The 16,514-nt window shown below is 62.7% G+C and carries 17 protein-coding genes; 11 read left to right on the top strand and 6 right to left on the bottom strand.

Going from position 1 to position 16,514, the window contains the following annotated elements; genetic code table 11:
- The first annotated feature begins 76 nt into the window (after positions 1-76).
- Complete coding sequence (locus ABIE35_RS05035; RefSeq protein ID WP_354512911.1) at positions 77-1,735, top strand: RecQ family ATP-dependent DNA helicase; 1,659 nt, start codon at positions 77-79, stop codon at positions 1,733-1,735.
- A 42-nt stretch (positions 1,736-1,777) separates the two neighbouring features.
- Here the strand turns inward: ABIE35_RS05035 and ABIE35_RS05030 are convergent, their stop codons facing one another.
- Together ABIE35_RS05030 and ABIE35_RS05025 are read right to left on the bottom strand one after the other, a co-directional pair.
- Positions 1,778-2,689 (bottom strand): NAD(P)H-hydrate dehydratase, encoded by a 912-nt coding sequence (locus ABIE35_RS05030; RefSeq protein WP_354512909.1) that lies wholly within the window; start codon positions 2,687-2,689, stop codon positions 1,778-1,780.
- A complete protein-coding gene (locus tag ABIE35_RS05025) occupies positions 2,673-3,458 on the bottom strand; it encodes a histidine phosphatase family protein (RefSeq protein WP_354512907.1) in 786 nt (261 codons plus the stop codon). The genes ABIE35_RS05030 and ABIE35_RS05025 overlap by 17 nt, the downstream gene beginning before the upstream one ends.
- Positions 3,459-3,582: 124 nt before the next feature.
- On the opposite strand from ABIE35_RS05025, the gene ABIE35_RS05020 reads away from it, so the two are divergent.
- Positions 3,583-4,878 (top strand): NAD(P)/FAD-dependent oxidoreductase, encoded by a 1,296-nt coding sequence (locus ABIE35_RS05020; protein ID WP_354512905.1) that lies wholly within the window; start codon positions 3,583-3,585, stop codon positions 4,876-4,878.
- A 55-nt stretch (positions 4,879-4,933) separates the two neighbouring features.
- On the opposite strand, the gene ABIE35_RS05015 is transcribed toward ABIE35_RS05020, so the two are convergent.
- Positions 4,934-5,662, bottom strand: a complete 729-nt coding sequence (locus ABIE35_RS05015; RefSeq protein ID WP_354512903.1) for a 3-keto-5-aminohexanoate cleavage protein — start codon at positions 5,660-5,662, stop codon at positions 4,934-4,936.
- 89 nt (positions 5,663-5,751) lie between these two features.
- Between ABIE35_RS05015 and ABIE35_RS05010 the strand changes: the two genes are divergently transcribed.
- The gene (locus ABIE35_RS05010) at positions 5,752-6,213 is read left to right on the top strand and encodes a GatB/YqeY domain-containing protein (protein ID WP_207596464.1); all 462 of its coding nucleotides are present in this window, start codon (positions 5,752-5,754) and stop codon (positions 6,211-6,213) included.
- Between the two features lie 5 nt (positions 6,214-6,218).
- Here the strand turns inward: ABIE35_RS05010 and ABIE35_RS05005 are convergent, their stop codons facing one another.
- The 3 genes from ABIE35_RS05005 to ABIE35_RS04995 form a co-directional block, all read right to left on the bottom strand.
- Positions 6,219-6,950 carry a DUF72 domain-containing protein gene (locus ABIE35_RS05005; protein WP_354512901.1) on the bottom strand — a complete coding sequence of 244 codons (732 nt, stop codon included), beginning with the start codon at positions 6,948-6,950 and terminating at the stop codon, positions 6,219-6,221.
- A gap of 41 nt (positions 6,951-6,991) precedes the next feature.
- Positions 6,992-7,207 (bottom strand): hypothetical protein, encoded by a 216-nt coding sequence (locus ABIE35_RS05000; protein ID WP_354512899.1) that lies wholly within the window; start codon positions 7,205-7,207, stop codon positions 6,992-6,994.
- Positions 7,208-7,313: 106 nt separating this feature from the next.
- Positions 7,314-7,772, bottom strand: coding sequence for a MarR family winged helix-turn-helix transcriptional regulator (locus ABIE35_RS04995; protein WP_354512897.1), 459 nt, complete (start codon positions 7,770-7,772; stop codon positions 7,314-7,316).
- A 139-nt stretch (positions 7,773-7,911) separates the two neighbouring features.
- Between ABIE35_RS04995 and ABIE35_RS04990 the strand changes: the two genes are divergently transcribed.
- The 8 genes from ABIE35_RS04990 (at position 7,912) to lhgD (ending at position 16,481) form a co-directional block, all read left to right on the top strand.
- Entirely contained in the window at positions 7,912-8,850 is a 939-nt protein-coding gene (locus ABIE35_RS04990) for an SDR family NAD(P)-dependent oxidoreductase (protein WP_354512895.1), read from the top strand.
- 2 nt (positions 8,851-8,852) lie between these two features.
- The gene (locus tag ABIE35_RS04985; RefSeq protein ID WP_354512893.1) at positions 8,853-9,743 is read left to right on the top strand and encodes an amidohydrolase family protein; all 891 of its coding nucleotides are present in this window, start codon (positions 8,853-8,855) and stop codon (positions 9,741-9,743) included.
- 1 nt (position 9,744) lies between these two features.
- Entirely contained in the window at positions 9,745-10,980 is a 1,236-nt protein-coding gene (locus tag ABIE35_RS04980; RefSeq protein WP_354512891.1) for an acyl-CoA dehydrogenase family protein, read from the top strand.
- Positions 10,981-11,011: 31 nt separating this feature from the next.
- Positions 11,012-11,467 carry a MaoC family dehydratase gene (locus tag ABIE35_RS04975; protein WP_354512889.1) on the top strand — a complete coding sequence of 152 codons (456 nt, stop codon included), beginning with the start codon at positions 11,012-11,014 and terminating at the stop codon, positions 11,465-11,467.
- 38 nt (positions 11,468-11,505) lie between these two features.
- Positions 11,506-12,831 carry an MFS transporter gene (locus tag ABIE35_RS04970; RefSeq protein ID WP_354512887.1) on the top strand — a complete coding sequence of 442 codons (1,326 nt, stop codon included), beginning with the start codon at positions 11,506-11,508 and terminating at the stop codon, positions 12,829-12,831.
- A gap of 12 nt (positions 12,832-12,843) precedes the next feature.
- Positions 12,844-14,394 carry an o-succinylbenzoate--CoA ligase gene (gene menE / locus ABIE35_RS04965; RefSeq protein WP_354512885.1) on the top strand — a complete coding sequence of 517 codons (1,551 nt, stop codon included), beginning with the start codon at positions 12,844-12,846 and terminating at the stop codon, positions 14,392-14,394.
- 221 nt (positions 14,395-14,615) lie between these two features.
- The gene (locus tag ABIE35_RS04960; RefSeq protein WP_354512883.1) at positions 14,616-15,110 is read left to right on the top strand and encodes a DUF805 domain-containing protein; all 495 of its coding nucleotides are present in this window, start codon (positions 14,616-14,618) and stop codon (positions 15,108-15,110) included.
- A gap of 153 nt (positions 15,111-15,263) precedes the next feature.
- Positions 15,264-16,481, top strand: a complete 1,218-nt coding sequence (gene lhgD, locus ABIE35_RS04955) for an L-2-hydroxyglutarate dehydrogenase (RefSeq protein ID WP_354512881.1) — start codon at positions 15,264-15,266, stop codon at positions 16,479-16,481.
- Positions 16,482-16,514: the final 33 nt, after the last annotated feature.

Here is a 16,514-nt window from a genome sequence, read left to right as displayed (position 1 = left end):
CCCCGCCTCCGCTAGGCTGGTCATCTCGGCTGATGCAAGTGGCCGCAGGAACCTCTATGCGGAGCCACCCTACAAAATGTCTGTTGACCTTGCCCTGAGCGCCCTCGCGGCGTCCTCTTTTTCCCTTCCTGAACTGCGTGATGGCCAACTCGCAGGTATGAGCGCCCTTGCTGAGGGCCGTGATGTCCTGGCCGTCATGCCCACCGGGTACGGAAAATCCGCCACCTATCAAGTGGCGGCACAGTACCTTTACCAGCAGACGGGACGCCCCGCCGTCGTGGTGTCTCCTCTTATTGCCCTGCAGGAAGACCAGCTTGACGGGCTCACGGAGGATCTGGGCCACCTCGCCGCCGTCGCCATCAATTCCTCCCGCAGCGATTCCGAGGTGGAGGCCGCCTGGCAGGCAGCCGAATCAGGCAAGGCCACCTTCTTGTTTCTCGCTCCGGAGCAACTGGCCAAGCAGGCGACAGTGGAACGGATCGCCGCGCTGGACATCACCATGTTCGTGGTGGACGAGGCCCATTGTGTGTCCTCCTGGGGTCATGACTTCCGCCCCGATTACCTCGATTTGGGCACCGTCCGCGAACAGTTGGGCAACCCACCCGTGGTGGCGCTGACCGCCACCGCCTCCCCGCCGGTACGCGACGAAATCGTGGAGCGGCTGGGCATGAAAGACCCGCTCGTCCTGATCCGCGGCTTCGACCGGCCAAACATCAGCCTCACAGTGGTCCGGCACCAGGAAGACAAAGCCAAGCGAAAAGCCGTGCTGGACCACGTTGCCTCCCTGGCCGCGGCGAAAGGGATGGGGTTGCTGTACGTTGCCACCCGCAAGGACAGCGAAAAGTACGCAGCCAAACTGGCAGATGCCGGGCTCCGCGCGGAGGCGTATCACGCCGGCAGGTCGGACACTGACCGGGAGACCATCCACGAGTCGTTCATGGATGACCAAGTGGACGTAGTAGTGGCCACTACGGCGTTCGGCATGGGCATTGACAAGCCCAACGTGCGGTTTGTGGTGCATGCCGACATTCCGGCGTCACTGGACTCGTACTACCAGGAGATTGGCCGGGCCGGCCGCGACGGCGGTTCCGCCGAGGCGATCCTGCATTACCGGGCGGAGGACCTGGGGCTGCGTAAGTTCTTCAGCACCCATTCCCCGGACCCTGATGCGCTCACGGCGGTGCTGAAAGTCATCAAGAATGCCGGCGCTCCTGCCCCTAAGACCGCATTGGCGGAACTCACAGGGTTCCCCGCCCGGCGGATCACCGCACTGGTGAACCAGCTGGAGGAAGCAGGTGCCGTCAGCACGGGCAAGCGCGGAACGCGCCTTGAATCGAAGGCCAGGGTGTCCACCCTGGTGGGGCATGCCGTGGAACGAGCGGAGGCCCGGCAGCGCGTTGAACAGTCGCGGCTTACCATGATGCGCGCCTACGCGGAGACTGACAGCTGCCGACGCCAGTTCCTGCTCGGCTACTTCGGTGAGGACATGCCGGAGCCCTGCGGCAACTGCGACTCGTGCGCTGACAGGCTCGACGACGGCACGCTGGACCGGACGCCCGCCTCCGACGCGGGGGAGACATTTCCCTTGCAGTCCACGGTGGTGCATAAGGAATGGGGGCAGGGCCTGGTGATGCGCCACGAGGATGATGTCATCACTGTCCTGTTCGAACAGGAGGGCTACAAAACCCTGTCCCGTTCCGCCGTCGTCGAGCATGGGCTACTGAAGCCTGCCTAAGCGGCTGCGGCAGCCGCCGGCCGGCTGCTTCAGCGCTGGAGCTCAGGTGTTGAGCTCCAGCATGAGGGCCGGCAATTCGTCGGCCAGCTCCCGTGCCAGGAATCCCAACGGGCCGAGCTTGCTGGCCAGACGGTCCGCCGCCGCTGCGTGAAGGTGGGTTCCCCAACAGGCGGCCTGCGCATCGCTGGTTCCCCGCGCCCGCAACCCGGCTACGGCGCCGGCGAGAACGTCACCGCTGCCTGACGTCCCCAGTCCGCCATAGCCGGTGGTGATCTTCCATAACTTCCCATCTGCACCCGACGGCCCGGCAATAATGCCCTGGCAGCTCACCACTGCATCAAACCGATCGGCCACTGCGGCAACATCGTGTTCGAGGTCTTTCACGTCCCGGCCCAGTAAAATCCCGGTCTCCGTCGGGTTGGGCGTCAGGATCAGCCTTCCCCGCCACGGTTCGAGTTCCTCCTCGATCCTGCCCACCACTCCCAGGGCAAAAGCATCAAGCACGACGGCGGGACCTCCCTCGGTGCCGTCGTCGGCGGACTGTTCCTGCTCCAGCAACGCCCGCAGAAGTGCCTCAGCGAGGTCGAGGTCGTCCAGGCCGGGCCCAATGAGGAGGGCGTCCGCCTTCTCCAGGTCGCCGGCGATTCGGTCCAGGCCCTCGCCGGTCACTGAGCCGTTGGTGTTTTCGGGCATGCCAACAGATCCGCATTCAGGCAAGGCCACGCCAATCTGCACCGCAGCAGATTCGGCGACGGCCAGAGTGATCTTCCCGGCCCCGGCACGGAGCGCCGCAGTGCCGGCCAGCAGCGCTGCGCCGGGCGTAGTCCGGGCCCCTCCGATCACCAGCACTGCTCCCCGCGAGTACTTGTCCTCGCCCGGTGCCGGCAACGGCCAATCACGCAGCAGCGAGGGCGTCACCAGGATGGCGGCACTGGATTCACTGCGGGTGGACACTGGCGTCTCCTGCGTGTTCTGTCACTGCCACTCCCTGCTCGGCCAGATGGTCAGCCACATTGAAGCTCTCCAGTTCCCACGGGCCTGAGCCGGTAGGACGTACGTAACGGGTGATCGACGCATTCAGCACCGACGTGGTCGCGGCAAGGTCCAGGATTTCGTCCTCGGACATCCCTTCCAGGACGTAACGGATCAGCAGGATGACGGCATCGTGGCAGACCAGCATCACCCGGTGCCCTGTTCCCAGGGTGTTGAGCTCATCCAGGATGGAACGCAGGCGGAGTGCGACGTCAGCCCATGACTCCCCGCCGGGCGGGCGGTAGTACAGCTTGCCCAGCCAAAGCCGCCGCTCGGCTTCGTCCGGGTACCGCGTCTCGACGCCCAAGCGGGTCAGCCGATCCAAAATCCCAAGTTCCCGGTCCCTGAGGCGTTCATCGGTGAGTACCGTGACAGGCCAGCCGGCGGTCTCCACAGCGATTTCCGCTGTCTGTCTGGCACGGGCGTAGGGGGAGGACACCACAGCATCCGGCCGGAACTCCTCGGCCATCCGGGCGAGCGCCGTTCCCAGTGCTTTCGCCTGCTCCCGGCCCGTGCCGGATAAGTTCACGTCGGGATCCCTGGCAGGAACCTGGATAACCTCCGCTCCAGCCAAGCGTGCCTCCGTCGCGGCCACGTTTCCTTCGCTTTCACCGTGCCGGATCAGCAGCAACTCCACGGCACCGGCCTCCTGGACTGCGTCCGTCAGTCCGTCCTCGTTCACAAAGATCACTCCTCCGCGTGTGTTGCCGAATGCAGAACACTACCCAGTGCGTACCCACGGGTCCAGAGAATAAACGCACGACGGCGTCCGGGAACCTCTGTCGCCCGGACCTTCAGTGAAGTAAGTTGCTCGCATGGAGGACTCATATCAAGTCATCGTTGTGGGTGCCGGATTCGCGGGCGTAGCGGCAGCCAAGGAACTCGGGCGCAAGGGCGTCAAGGTCTTGCTGATCGACTCGAACAACTACCACCAGTTCCAGCCACTCCTTTATCAGGTAGCTACATCCCAGATCGGGGTCTCGGCAATTGCGCGGCCACTCCGGTCCGTGTTCCGACGCTTCAAGTCGGTTAAGGTCCTCACCGCGAAGGTCGAGTCCGTGGATGCAGCACAGCGGTCCGTCACCACGGAAGACGGACAGACCCTGCACGCGAAGATCCTCGTTATTGCAGTCGGCGCCGTTCCGAACTTTTTTAATACCCCCGGCGCAGAGGAGTTGGCGTTCCCGCTGTATTCCGTCACGGACGCCACCAGGCTTGGCACTGGCCTTACCCGGCTGCTGGACCAAGCCGACAGAAACCCTGACGGTTCCGTCGACGTAGTGGTGGTGGGAGGCGGGCCCACTGGCGTGGAGACCGCCGGAGCGATGGCGGAAAACGTCAAATATGTGGTGAGCAAGTATTTCTCGCCGGAGCTCGCAGCACGATGCCGGGTGCATTTGGTGGACATGGTTCCCAGTGTCCTGAACATGTTCTCCAAGAAATCCCAGAGCTATGCCACTGATCATTTGAAGAAGGTGGGCGTTCACCTTCATATGGGAGTGGGCGTCACCGAGGTCCGGCCGGACGGAGTGATCCTGGCAGACGGCAGCTCCGTGCCGGGACAGATCGTGGTGTGGGCCGGAGGCCTGAAAGCGGGCGATCTCATTGCCGGGTCCGGGCTGACGCAGGGGAGAGGGGGGCGCATTGACGTCAACACTGACCTGACGGCTCCGGATGTGGAGGGCGTCTACGTCATTGGGGACTGCGCCAACATCACCGACTCCACCGGTGCGAAGCTTCCGCAACTGGGGTCCGTGGCTCAACAGGCAGGAAAGTGGGCCGCGTCAAATATTCTTGCGGATCTCAATGGCGGGACCCGTACCCCATTCCGGTACGTCGACAAGGGCTACATGGCGATGGTCGGGCGGGGTGCTGCTGTGGCGGAACTTGGCCGTAAACGCATCCAGCTGCAGGGGATTTTCGCCTTCTTATCCTGGCTCCTCGTCCACCTCGCATTGCTGTCCGGGCTCCAGCAAAAGATCCGCGCCTTGTTCTCCTGGCTCAACGGCTACCTCCTTCACAGCCCTGCGCAGGTAGTAGTCAGCGGGCCGATTGAGAAGGAACCAACGGAACAGGATCCACCGGGCCCGGAGGTTTCCCAGGGGTCCTGACGAGGAACCGGCAGCTGTTTTGCGGGGTCCCTGGTTGAACAGCCGCGCTTTCTCTTCAGGCGGCAAGCAAGTTCTTGGCTGCAGCAATCAGCTCAGCATTGCCTTCAGCGCGCTCTCCATGGGGGAGTAAGAGCGTATCTTCGAGACCGATTCTGGTGTCCAATCCCCACCGGGCTGCCAGCTTCAGCGCAGCCCAGGTGGACCGTTCCTCGCCGTGGAGCAGGGTCGGCACCTGGACCGCTGGTTCCCGCAACAGTTCCAAGAGACATTTGGCCTCGCCTTCCACAGCCTCGGCCGGGATGTCCTGTAGCTCGATCAACACCCTCAGGCATTCAGCCCGGAATGGCGAGCAGGCCCATCGGCGGGCAGCGTCCGCATGCCAGATTCCCGCCTCGATGCCAATACCGCGGGCGTGAAGGGCGCCGGCCACTTCTTCGGCACCGTCCTCGTGCCAATTTACGGATGCGAAATCCGGTGCCTCACGCCATGACTCCACCATCTTCACGCGCGACGATGCGTCGGGGGAAGTCCAGGCACCCGTTGTCACGCCCACAGGCACGTCAGGACAGGCATGACGCACTGCGCGCAGCCATTGGGTGACGTAGTGCGGTTCCATGGTGTCCGCGCCATGAGGATTCTTAGGATGGACATGCAGGCTGTGGGCGCCTGCAGCCACGGCCGCCGCAGCTTCCTGGGCAATCATGGCGGGATCTGCCGCCAGCCGTTGGTGGAGCGAGACGTTCCGAGCCCCGTTGAGGCAAGCCTGTAGCATCACACTGCCCATGGTACGAGGTTGTCTCCGTGGGGCGGGATCTTATTGAGCGGCCAAACTGGGAAGATAGCAGAAGGAATCCCGAATCAAGGAGCAACATCATGACCCTCAAAGAACGCTTGAAAGCCGACGTGGTTGACCACATGAAGGCGGGCAACAAGGTTGCGCTGACCACAGTGCGCAACGTGCTGGGTGAGATTACTACCCGTGAGAAGTCCGGGAAGACGCCGGTCGAGTTGGACGACGCCCAGGTGACATCACTGCTCCAAAAGGAAGCCGCCAAGCGCCGGGACACTGCCCGCATCTACACGGAGGCCGGCGAATCCGAGCGCGCAGCCGCCGAAGTGGCGGAGGCTGAAATTATCGAGGCTTACCTGCCAAAGGCCCTGACCAGGGAAGAAGTGGAAGCAATCGTCGACGACGCCGTCCAGGCACTGAAGGCTGATGGCCAAGAGCTTTCCATGCGTTCCATCGGAGCCGTGATGAAGCCCGTGACCGCCAAGGTTGCAGGACGTTTTGACGGCAAGACTGTCAGCGAGATCGTGCGCGGACGCTTGGCGTAGCGAGGTCAGTTGACCCCCAGCAGCCACTGCAGAGTGTCCGCATTTCGCACGGCGTTACCACCGCCGTCGTTGTTGAAGTAGACGTAAACATCCTTGCCGGAGGCGGCCCATTCCCGAATGCGGTCCGCCCACCAGCGCAGATCCTCATCGGAGTACGAACCACCGTAGAGGTGCTCGTGGTCCGGGCCGTGAAGTCGAACGTAAACAAACGGCGCGGTGGCGCGCAGGATGCAGGGCAGGTTGGCGCCACTCATGATGCAGTATGCGGCCCCGTGGCGCTCCAGCAGTGAATAGATGTCGGGGTGGTCCCAGCTGTCGTGGCGGAACTCGACGGCAACTCGGATCCAGTGGGGCAGGGCGGCCAGGAAGTAGTCCAGCCGGGCGTCGTCGCGGGCAAAACCGGGTGGGAGCTGGACCAACAGGACGGCCCGTTTGTCGCCGAGCTCGTGCCAGCAGCGAATGATCCGTTCCACCCACACCTCCGGGCTGTACAGCTTCTTGGCGTGCGTGAGTCCCCGTGGCGCTTTGACGGACATGGCAAAGCCCGGAGGCAGGCGGTTTCGCCAACTGGCGAACGATGTGTCCCGGGGCCAACGGTAGAAGCTCGCGTTCAACTCCACGGTACTGAACTTGGCCGCGTAGAGGGCCAGGCGCTTGGACGCAGGCAGCCCCGGTGGATAGAGGACGTGCTCCCAATGGTCGTAGCTCCAACCTGACGTGCCAATGTGGATGCCCATGGTGTGAATGTACCCGCGCCGGGCCGTCCTTAACCCGGGTGTTACAGCTTGCCGCTCCGGGCCATCAACGCCTGGAGATCCTCGGCAACTTTGGCTACCTCGCGCTGGCGTGCGCCCCGGTTCGGAACGGACCCGTGCGTTGCCGGGCGGACCGGACGGCTGGTAGGGCGGGCTTGGCGACTGACTTGGGGATCGCGGACAGGTGCGTCAACGGTGACGGTGCCCTGCAGGGGATCGTGGAAGAGTGGGAGGTTCATGATCCCTGATCCTGACATACCTGGTTCGGCTCCGATATGGACAGATGCCTACCACCTCAGCGGACGGCTGTGCAGTTGTCCATGGGAGTGCAGCTTGAACCGCAGCCTAACCCCACAGAGCTTTCTTGAGCAGCGCCCTCAGTTGCACGTTCTCTTCCTCACTGAGCGCAGCGAGTTGGGTCTGCTCGCACACTTCCAGAGCTGCCCGTGCCTTGGTGTGGATCCGCCGGCCTTCAGTGGTGGAGACGATGATCTTGGCTCGTCGATCCTGCTTGCCTTGGGCGCGTTTGACCAGGCCGCGGTGTTCGAGGTCGTCCACGAGGCTGACCACTTGGCTGGGGTCCAGGCTGAGGAAATCGGCCAACTCGCGTTGCGTGGGCTCCAGTCCGCTGCAGGCGAGTGTCAGCACGGAAAAGGACCGTTCCCGGAGGCCGTAGTCGGCCAGTGCTTTGTTATTCAGGAGTGAACCTGTGGCATGCAGTTTGGCCAGCAACAGGCCCACATCGCTGCCGATTTTTGCTGCGGCCAGGCGCGGGGTTTCCACTTCGGTGCTTTGCGGGCCCATGACAACTCCAATAGTAATGAAAAACAATCGTTGACTTTTTCAATGATCCGTATTCTCATTGATCATGACAAGGATCTCACGATGCAGTGGGATCGGCCCCACCGGCTTCGGCCGGTTACTGCATGCGAAGGAGCACGCCATGAGCTTGAACGGCAAAGTTGCAATCGTCACCGGGAGCGGACAGGGTCTTGGACTGGCTTACGCGAGGGAACTGGCTCGCCACGGTGCCGCCGTCGTGATCAATGACGTGAACGCTGAGACCGCTGCAGAGGCCGTCGCGCTGATTGAGGCCGACGGCGGCCAGGCCGCCGCCGTGGTGGTTCCGGTGGGGGGTACTGATGCTGCGAAAGCCTTGGTGGCGGGTGCCGTGGAGGCGTTCGGCCGACTGGACATCTTGGTGACAAACGCGGGGATCCTGCGGGACAAGAGCCTGTTGAAGATGACTGATGAGGATTTTGACCTGGTCATCAACGTCCATCTGAAAGGCACGTTCACCTGCGTTCGTGAAGCGTTCGCGTACTTCAAGGAGAACAACGTCGCCGGCCGGATCATCACTATCGGTTCGCCGACCGGCCAGCGCGGCAACTTCGGGCAGACCAACTACGCCGCTGCCAAGGCCGGGATCGTGGGCATGGTCCGGACCTGGGCCCTGGAAATGAAAAAGGCCGGGGTGACGGTCAACTCCGTGATTCCCGTGGCCGCGACTGCCATGACCAAGACTGTTCCGTACTTCCAGAAGGCCGTTGAAGCTGAGGAACGCGGCGAGGCCATGCCGCCGTTCTTCCGTCATGACCTCGGTTTTGGAACGGCCGGCGACGTCGCTGGACTGATCGCGTTCCTCGCCTCCGATGCGGCTGCCGAAATTACCGGCCAAGCGATCGGCGCCGGCGGTGACCGGTTGCAGCTATGGACACACCCGACGGCGGCCACCACCGAGTACCGTGACGGCGGCTGGAGTTACGAGGCTTTGCAGGAAAATGCCGGCTCGTTGTTCGGTCCAGAGGCACTGCAAAGCTACGGTGAGGAATTCCTGCCGTTGCCCGCGGAGCTCCAGCCGGAACCCGTACAGGCGCGCTGATCATGGCCGACCGTTACGAACTGGGCCTCGACGCCTCGGCCCTTGATGCGATCGACATGCACGTCCACCTCGAAGTGGACAGTTGCGGGCACGCGTCCCTCCCGGACGCATTGACGGAAGCCTCGGCGAAGTACTTCAAGGCCGAGGACCGGACGCCGTCGCTGGACAGGATCGCCGAGGTGTACCGCGAACTGAACATGGCCGCCGTCGTCTTTACTGTCGACGCCCGTACGCAACTCAAGCATGAGCCCAACAGCATTCCTGAGCTGATTGCGGGGGCTGCACGGAACAACGATGTGCTGATCCCGTTCGGCAGCGTGGACCCGCGGACGGGGGAGGATGCGATCACCGGGGCGAAGCATCAGGCCATTGAGCTCGGTGCCCGCGGCTTCAAGTTCCATCCCTCGTTGCAGGGCTTCGATCCGTCCAACGAGACGTTCTACCCGCTCTGGGAAACCCTGCAGGAGTTGGGTCTGCCATGTATTTTCCACACGGGCCAGAACGGCATGGGAGCGGGTCTACCTGGCGGGTACGGAATCAAGCTGGCGTACTCAAACCCACTTTTGCTGGACGCGGTGGCTGCTGATTTCCCGGGCTTGCAGATCATTATGGCCCACCCTTCGGTGCCATGGCAGGACGAGGCAAACTCGATCGCGACGCACAAGTCCAACGTGTTCATCGATCTCTCCGGCTGGTCGCCGAAGTACTTCCCGGAGTCATTGGTTAAGGCCTCTAACTCAGTGCTGCAGGACAAGGTTCTGTTTGGCACGGACTTCCCGCTGATTACCCCGCAAAAGTGGTTGGGCGCGTTCGCGGACCTGCCGCTGAAGGACGAGGTCCGGCCGAAGATCCTCAAGGACAACGCCGTGCGGCTGCTTGGTTTGGGTGGTTGAGGTGACGGCGACTGCTACCACCAACACCAGTCAGGATCAGCGGCTGTATTCCGTGGCGGACTGGTACGACGCCGAGGCGCTGCTCACCACCGAGGAGCGTAAGGTTCTGGGCCGGCTGCGGAATTTTCTGGACGTTGAGGCAAAGCCCTTGCTGGCGGAGTACTGGGAGCGTGGCGATTTCCCGGAGCAGTTGGCGCAACCGTTGATCGATCTGGACATCATGGAACCGGCGAAGCTGACCGTCGAGACACCGGCGCGGGGGATTTACCACGGCTTCCGGATCTTCGAACTGGCCCGCACGGACGCGTCCTTGGCCACCTGGTACACAGCTCAAGCAGGTCTGTTCCGGACCGCCATTCGGGTGGGTGCCTCCGAAGAACAGCAGAAGGAGTGGATGCCCAACGTCATCGACTTTTCGCTCAAAGGTGTCTTCTCCTTAACTGAGCCCGAGCACGGCTCGGACATCGCAGGCGGTTTGTCCACCACCGCCCGCTATGAGGAAGATTCCGACGGCGGCACAGGCTCCGGTGCCTGGGTTCTGGACGGTGCCAAACGGTGGATCGGGGGTGCTTCCACAGCCGACGTGCTGTGCGTGTTCGCCCGCGACGTCGCCGATGGACAGGTCAAAGCGTTCCTCGTGGACCGCACTGCTCCCGGGGTGTCCTTGGAGAAGATCCAGGGCAAAGCCTCATTGCGGATGATGCAGAACGCCCACATCACGTTGAACAACGTCCGGGTTCCCGAAGCCATGCGCTTGCATAATGTGAACTCCTTCAAAGACGTCGCCGCCATGCTCCGGGCGATGCGCTCGGACGTAGCCTGGATCGCCACCGGCATTCAAGCAGGCGCGTTCGAAGCAGCACTGGATTACGTCAAGGAACGCCGGCAATTCGGGCGGTCGCTGGGCTCCTTCCAGCTGGTCCAGGAAAAGCTGGCCCGCATGCTCGGCAACGTCACAGCGTCGCTTTCACTGGTGGTTCGGCTCACTGAGCAGCAGGGTTGGGGCATCTACCGGGACCAAGACTCTGCCCTGGCCAAGATGCAGGCTTCCCTGATGATGCGCGAAACCGTTGCCCTCGCCCGCGAAATGGTGGGCGGTAACGGCATCACTCTTGCCGCCGACGTCGCGCGTTTCCATGCCGACGCCGAAGCCGTCTACTCCTACGAAGGCACCCACGAGATCAACGCCTTGATCGTAGGCCGCGCCCTCACCGGCGCCAGTGCTTTCACCAATTAGATCTCTTCAAACAACAAAACAGGAGGCAAAGATGCCCAATCTCGTCGTCGATTTCGACACCCTGCTCACCATGTCCGGCAAGGACCTCGGCACCACCGACTACCGCGAAATTACGCAGCAACAGATCAACCTGTTCGCCGATGCCACTGACGACCAACAGTGGATCCACGTGGATCCCGAACGCGCCAAAGACGGCCCCTTCGGTGCGCCGATCGCGCACGGCTTCCTCACGCTGTCCCTGATCATCCCGTTCTGGGGCGAACTGTTCGACGTCGAGGGTGTGACCACCAAAGTCAACTACGGCTTGGACAAGGTGCGCTTCACCTCCCCAGTCAAGGTCGGCTCCAAGGTCCGCATGAAGGGCTCCATCGCCGAGGTCACTGAGGTCAAAGGCGGCGCCCAGATCAAGGTCAACGCCACGATTGAAATCGAAGGCCAGGAACGCCCCGCCGTCGTGGCCGAATTCCTCGCCCGCTTCTACAAATAAAACCTCCAACAATTTCCCTCCTCTCCCAAGGAACAGCCATGTCAGGACACACTGCGCTCGCACAGTCGAGCACGGCCGCCAAGCGCAAAGAAGCGCGCACGGTCATCATGTCCAGCTATCTGGGCAGCACCATCGAGTTCTACGACTTCCTGCTGTACGCAACGGCCGCAGCGGTTGCCTTCCCCAAAGTGTTCTTCGCCGGTACTGACGAGTGGGTGGGCGTCGTAGCTGCGTACGCCACATTCGCCGCCGGATATGTTGCCCGTCCCTTGGGCGGCATCATTTTCGGCCACTTCGGCGACCGCATAGGCCGCAAGGGCATGCTCATCGTGTCCATGGCGATGATGGGTATTGCCTCCACGTTGATCGGCCTGATTCCGGGAGCCAACGTCATTGGCCCGTGGGGAGCCGTGATCCTGGTGGTCCTGCGTGTCTGCCAGGGAATCGCCGTCGGCGGTGAATGGGGCGGAGCGGCGCTCATGGCCTTGGAGCATTCGGATCCCAAGCGGCGCGGCTTTGCGGCGTCGTTCGTGAACGCGGGCGCACCTACCGGGGCTGTCTTGGGCACTGTGGTCATGGGCATCTTCTCAGCCCTCCCGCAGGACGCGTTCCTGGCATGGGGGTGGCGTGTGCCGTTCCTGTTGTCCTTCGTGCTGCTGATCGTGGGCATGTTCGTGAGGTTGCGGGTTTCCGAGAGCCCCATCTTCGCCGAGGCAGTGGCCAAGGAAAGCGCCCAAGGGACCAAGCGCAAGATCCCGCTCCTGGAAGTTCTGAAACGCCCCAAAGCGCTCATCATGATCATGTTTGCCGGTGCTGCGGGATTCGGTCTGCAGGTAGTGCTGCCCACGTTCTCCGTGACCTACGCCGTATCCAAGGGCGCACCACAGCAGGGCGTTCTCTATGCCTTCGCAGGAGCCTCTGCCATCTCCATCCTGTTCGTCCTGCTGGGTGGCAGGCTCTCCGACCGCTTCGGCCGCCGCCCCGTGATGGTCACCGGCCTGGCCCTGTTCATCCTTTACCTCTTCCCGATGTTCGGGATGCTCAGTTCCGGCAACATCGCCTTGGTTTTCCTGGCCTTCACGGTGGCGCTGGTTCTGCATTCGTCCCTCTACGGACCGCTTGCGGCGTTCGTTTCCGAGCAGTTCGGCACCACTAACCGCTATACCGGCGCTGCCGTTGGCTATCAGCTGGCAACCTTGATCGGCGCAGGCTTCACACCGGGAATCGTTGCCGGACTTTACAAGGACGCCGGCCAGAGCATCGTCCCCGTGGTGGTGTTCCTGTCAGCCATGTCGCTGGTATCGATTGTCTTCATCCTGCTGACGCGGGAGTCTAAGAACAACGACCTCTCTACGGTCAGTTAGGAGTAGCGCACCATGGACAACAACGGAGTTGGATCCTGGCTGCACCGGCGCCGGATCAAGTCCGGTACCAAAACGGCCGTCATTTCCGGTGAGCAAGCGCTGAGCTATGCAGACCTCGCAGACCGGGCCGACCGCTTGGCCAACGCCTTCAAGGACAGGGGGGTCTCCAAGGGGGACAGAGTGGCCTACCTCGGCGAGAATCACCCGTCTTTCGTGGAGACGTTCTTCGCTTGCGGACTGCTGGGCGCCATCTTCGTCCCGTTGAACACCCGCTTGGCGGCTCCGGAGCTGCAGTTTCAATTGCAGGACTCCGGCGCGCGGCTCCTGGTCAACGCCGATGCCCTGGACGTCGTGGCCTCCGCGTCCGTGACCGACACAGTGGTAACCCACCGTCTTGTAGTGGCGCCCGACGACGGCACTGACGGTTCCGCTCTCACGCTGCCATCCGGCGTCGAGCGCTATGGCGAGGTGCTTGAGGCTGCTACCGCGGTGCCGCTCGATGAGACCGTGACGCTGGACGACGCCGCCATGATCCTCTATACGTCCGGCACCACCGGCAAGCCCAAAGGCGCGCTGCTGACGCACGGCAACATCACCTGGAACTGCATCAACACGGTGGTGGATATGGACCTGAACCGCAACGATGTAGCGCTCATGATCTCGCCGCTGTTCCACGTCGCGTCCCTTGATATGGGTCTGCTTCCCATGCTCCTCAAAGGTGCAACGGTGGTGCTTGAAGCGAAGTTCGACGCCGGTCGGGTCCTGGAACTGGTGGGCAAGCACAAAGTCACCACACTCAACGGCGTGCCCACCACCTTCCAAATGCTCTGCGACCATCCCGGATGGTCGACGGCGGACCTCACGTCCCTGGACAAGCTCACCTGCGGCGGGTCGGCGGTACCGGGCAGGGTCCTGGAAGCATATGAGGCCCGCGGTATTGGATTCACCAGTTGTTATGGCATGACCGAGACCGCGCCTGGCGCAACGATGCTGCCGGTATCGCGGTCCAAGGAGAAGGCCGGATCTGCCGGGCTGCCGCACTTTTTCACGGACGTGCGGATCGCCGGTCCGATGGGCGGCGTTGCTCCCGCGGGCGAGGTAGGGGAAATCCAGATCTCCGGGCCCAACGTGATCAAGGAGTACTGGAACCGCCCGGAAGCCACCGCAGACAGCTACGCGGATTCCTCGTGGTTCCGCTCCGGCGACATGGGCCATCAGGACGGGGAGGGATTCCTGTTCGTGTCCGACCGGATCAAAGACATGATCATCTCCGGCGGCGAGAACATCTACCCGGCCGAAGTGGAGGCTGCCATTGCGGAGTTGCCCGCTGTAGGGAGTGTGGCGGTGATTGGCGTTGCCGACGACACTTGGGGTGAAGTGCCCCGCGCCATCGTCACCCTGCGGGCCGGAAGTTCCCTGACCGAGGAGCAACTGCGCTCGCATCTTGACGGCCGGCTGGCGCGGTACAAGATCCCCAAGTCAGTGGTGTTCGTCGCGGAAATGCCCCGCACTGCCAGCGGCAAGATCCGCAAGACGGACCTGCGGAAGCACTACGCCCTGTGACGACGTTCCCCGGGTTCGGTGGAAATCGACGTCTTTACCGTCGGGTAAGAAGGGATCTGGGGGCGTCTGCCTGCCGACATATTCCGTTATCAGGCTAAATTCGGGTTAATTTCATCCATCGAACTGCCTAATTGGCCTCAGGGGCATTACGATAGGCACGACTCATCACCTGAGTACGAACGCATCGTAACGACTCACACCTAACCCCGGGGGATATACCAATGAGCACTTACCCGCAACAACCGCAGCAGACCCAGCCCTACGCAGCACAGACCGGCGAACCGCCGCTGTGGGCACCGTACTACGGCGCTCCGATCGGTGCCGCCGTCAAGCGTTTCTTCAAGAAGTACACCGCGTTCAGCGGCCGCGCCAGCCGCAGTGAATACTGGTGGGTGGCACTGGTTCTGGGTGTCGTGGGCTTCGTCCTGCAGATCCTCACGCTGGTTCTCGGCAGCGCCGGAGCCACCGTTTCTGCAAGCGGAACCACCACTCCTGGCCCGGGCTCTGTTGTCGGCCTTATTCTGGCCTTCATTTTCTACCTGGCAATCCTCATCCCGTCCATCGCCCTGCTGGTTCGCCGTCTCCATGACGGCAACTTCAGTGGTTGGATTGCGCTGATTGGCCTGATTCCCGGCTTGGGCGGACTTGCTCTCTTCATCTTCGCACTGCTGCCGTCCAACCCGGCCGGCCAGCGTTTTGACCAGCCGACTGCATAGTCAGCCGCGCAGCAAGTAATTCGTTTCAAGGAAAAGGGCGGCACCTCGTGTGCCGCCCATTTTCGTGCCCTCTCTGTCCTCTTCACCGTTCCGCCACGGCGGTCATGACATGCTGTGACTGATGCGGACCGAGCCCCAATGACGAGGAGTGCCATGCCCTACCCTCCACGCAGGCAAACCATCAGGCGATGCGCCGTGGTGGGCGGTGGGATCATCGGTGTTGCGGTGGCCAGGGAGCTCGCCACCACACTCGACGGCGTCCAGGTCACCATTTACGAGAAGGAAAACCGGCTCGCGGCACACCAGACAGGCCACAACTCCGGCGTGGTCCATGCAGGCCTCTACTACGAGCCCGGCGGACTGAAGGCAAGGCTGTGCCGCAGGGGCGTGGAGTTGCTGCAGGAATTCTGTGCCACGAAGAACCTTCCCTATGAGGCCTGCGGCAAGTTGGTCATCGCCCAGACACCGGAGGAATCCACGCGTTTGGACACCATCTTCGCCCGGGCCACAGCCAACGGGGTCCCCGGAGTGCGGATGTTGGGCGGTGAGCAGATACACGAGGTGGAGCCGAACGCCGTCGGACTTTCTGCCTTGCACTCGCCGGAAACAGCGATCGTCGACTACACGGCCATCACCGAAGCGCTCGCTGGCGACGTTCGGGCCACGGGCGGGACCATCCGGCTGGGGCAGGAAGTTGTGGCGCTGGAGCAGCAGGCCAGTGGGGTAGTGGTGACCACCAAGGATGGCGGGGAACACTATGACCTGGTGGTGGTGTGCGCAGGGCTCCAGTCGGACCGACTGGCTGAGGCGACCGGCGAGTCTGCGACCCCAAAAATCGTCCCGTTCTTCGGCCAGTACTTCCTGGTGGGCCCCGAAGCCCGCCACCAAGTGAAGGGCTTGATCTATCCCGTGCCGGACCCCAAACACCCGTTCCTCGGCGTGCATCTGACTAAGCGGATTGACGGCGAGATGATGCTTGGTCCCAATGCGTTCATCTCGTTGGGGCGGGAGTCCTATGCCTGGAACAAAGTGACGTTGCGCGATGTCGCCAGCTACGCGCTCTTTCCGGGCTTCTGGAATTTTGCCCGGCAGAATGTGCCGTCGGCGGTCCGCGAATTCCAGACCGTGGTGAGCCGGAAGAAATTCATCCGGGAGGCGATGCGCTTTGTTCCGTCGTTGGAAGGCGCCAGCATACTGCCCGGCACCCGTGGCGTGCGCGCACAGGCCATGAACAGTGATGGCTCGCTGGTGGACGACTTTGTGATTGCACGACGCCGGGACACCGTTTTGGTGCGTAACGCACCATCGCCGGGGGCGACGTCGTCGATGGCCATCGCGGAGTACATCGTGGAGCAGGCGCTGCAGGACTGACAGTTAACACGCCCGTGACGCAGCAGAAACCGC

The sequence above is a fragment of the Paenarthrobacter sp. 4246 genome, assembly GCF_040546855.1.
Classification (GTDB): domain Bacteria; phylum Actinomycetota; class Actinomycetes; order Actinomycetales; family Micrococcaceae; genus Arthrobacter.
The sequence above is the reverse complement of the archived record's forward strand: the minus strand, read 5'-3'. Positions and strand labels throughout refer to the sequence as shown.

Coding starts and splice junctions, on each gene's coding strand:
- ABIE35_RS05035 (WP_354512911.1), top strand. CDS start 77: ATGTCTGTTGACCTTGCCCTGAGCGCCCTCGCGGCGTCCTCTTTTTCC.
- ABIE35_RS05020 (WP_354512905.1), top strand. CDS start 3,583: ATGGAGGACTCATATCAAGTCATCGTTGTGGGTGCCGGATTCGCGGGC.
- ABIE35_RS05015 (WP_354512903.1), bottom strand. CDS start 5,662: ATGGGCAGTGTGATGCTACAGGCTTGCCTCAACGGGGCTCGGAACGTC.
- ABIE35_RS05010 (WP_207596464.1), top strand. CDS start 5,752: ATGACCCTCAAAGAACGCTTGAAAGCCGACGTGGTTGACCACATGAAG.
- ABIE35_RS05005 (WP_354512901.1), bottom strand. CDS start 6,950: ATGGGCATCCACATTGGCACGTCAGGTTGGAGCTACGACCATTGGGAG.
- ABIE35_RS05000 (WP_354512899.1), bottom strand. CDS start 7,207: ATGAACCTCCCACTCTTCCACGATCCCCTGCAGGGCACCGTCACCGTT.
- ABIE35_RS04995 (WP_354512897.1), bottom strand. CDS start 7,772: ATGGGCCCGCAAAGCACCGAAGTGGAAACCCCGCGCCTGGCCGCAGCA.
- ABIE35_RS04990 (WP_354512895.1), top strand. CDS start 7,912: ATGAGCTTGAACGGCAAAGTTGCAATCGTCACCGGGAGCGGACAGGGT.
- ABIE35_RS04985 (WP_354512893.1), top strand. CDS start 8,853: ATGGCCGACCGTTACGAACTGGGCCTCGACGCCTCGGCCCTTGATGCG.
- ABIE35_RS04975 (WP_354512889.1), top strand. CDS start 11,012: ATGCCCAATCTCGTCGTCGATTTCGACACCCTGCTCACCATGTCCGGC.
- ABIE35_RS04970 (WP_354512887.1), top strand. CDS start 11,506: ATGTCAGGACACACTGCGCTCGCACAGTCGAGCACGGCCGCCAAGCGC.
- menE (WP_354512885.1), top strand. CDS start 12,844: ATGGACAACAACGGAGTTGGATCCTGGCTGCACCGGCGCCGGATCAAG.
- ABIE35_RS04960 (WP_354512883.1), top strand. CDS start 14,616: ATGAGCACTTACCCGCAACAACCGCAGCAGACCCAGCCCTACGCAGCA.
- lhgD (WP_354512881.1), top strand. CDS start 15,264: ATGCCCTACCCTCCACGCAGGCAAACCATCAGGCGATGCGCCGTGGTG.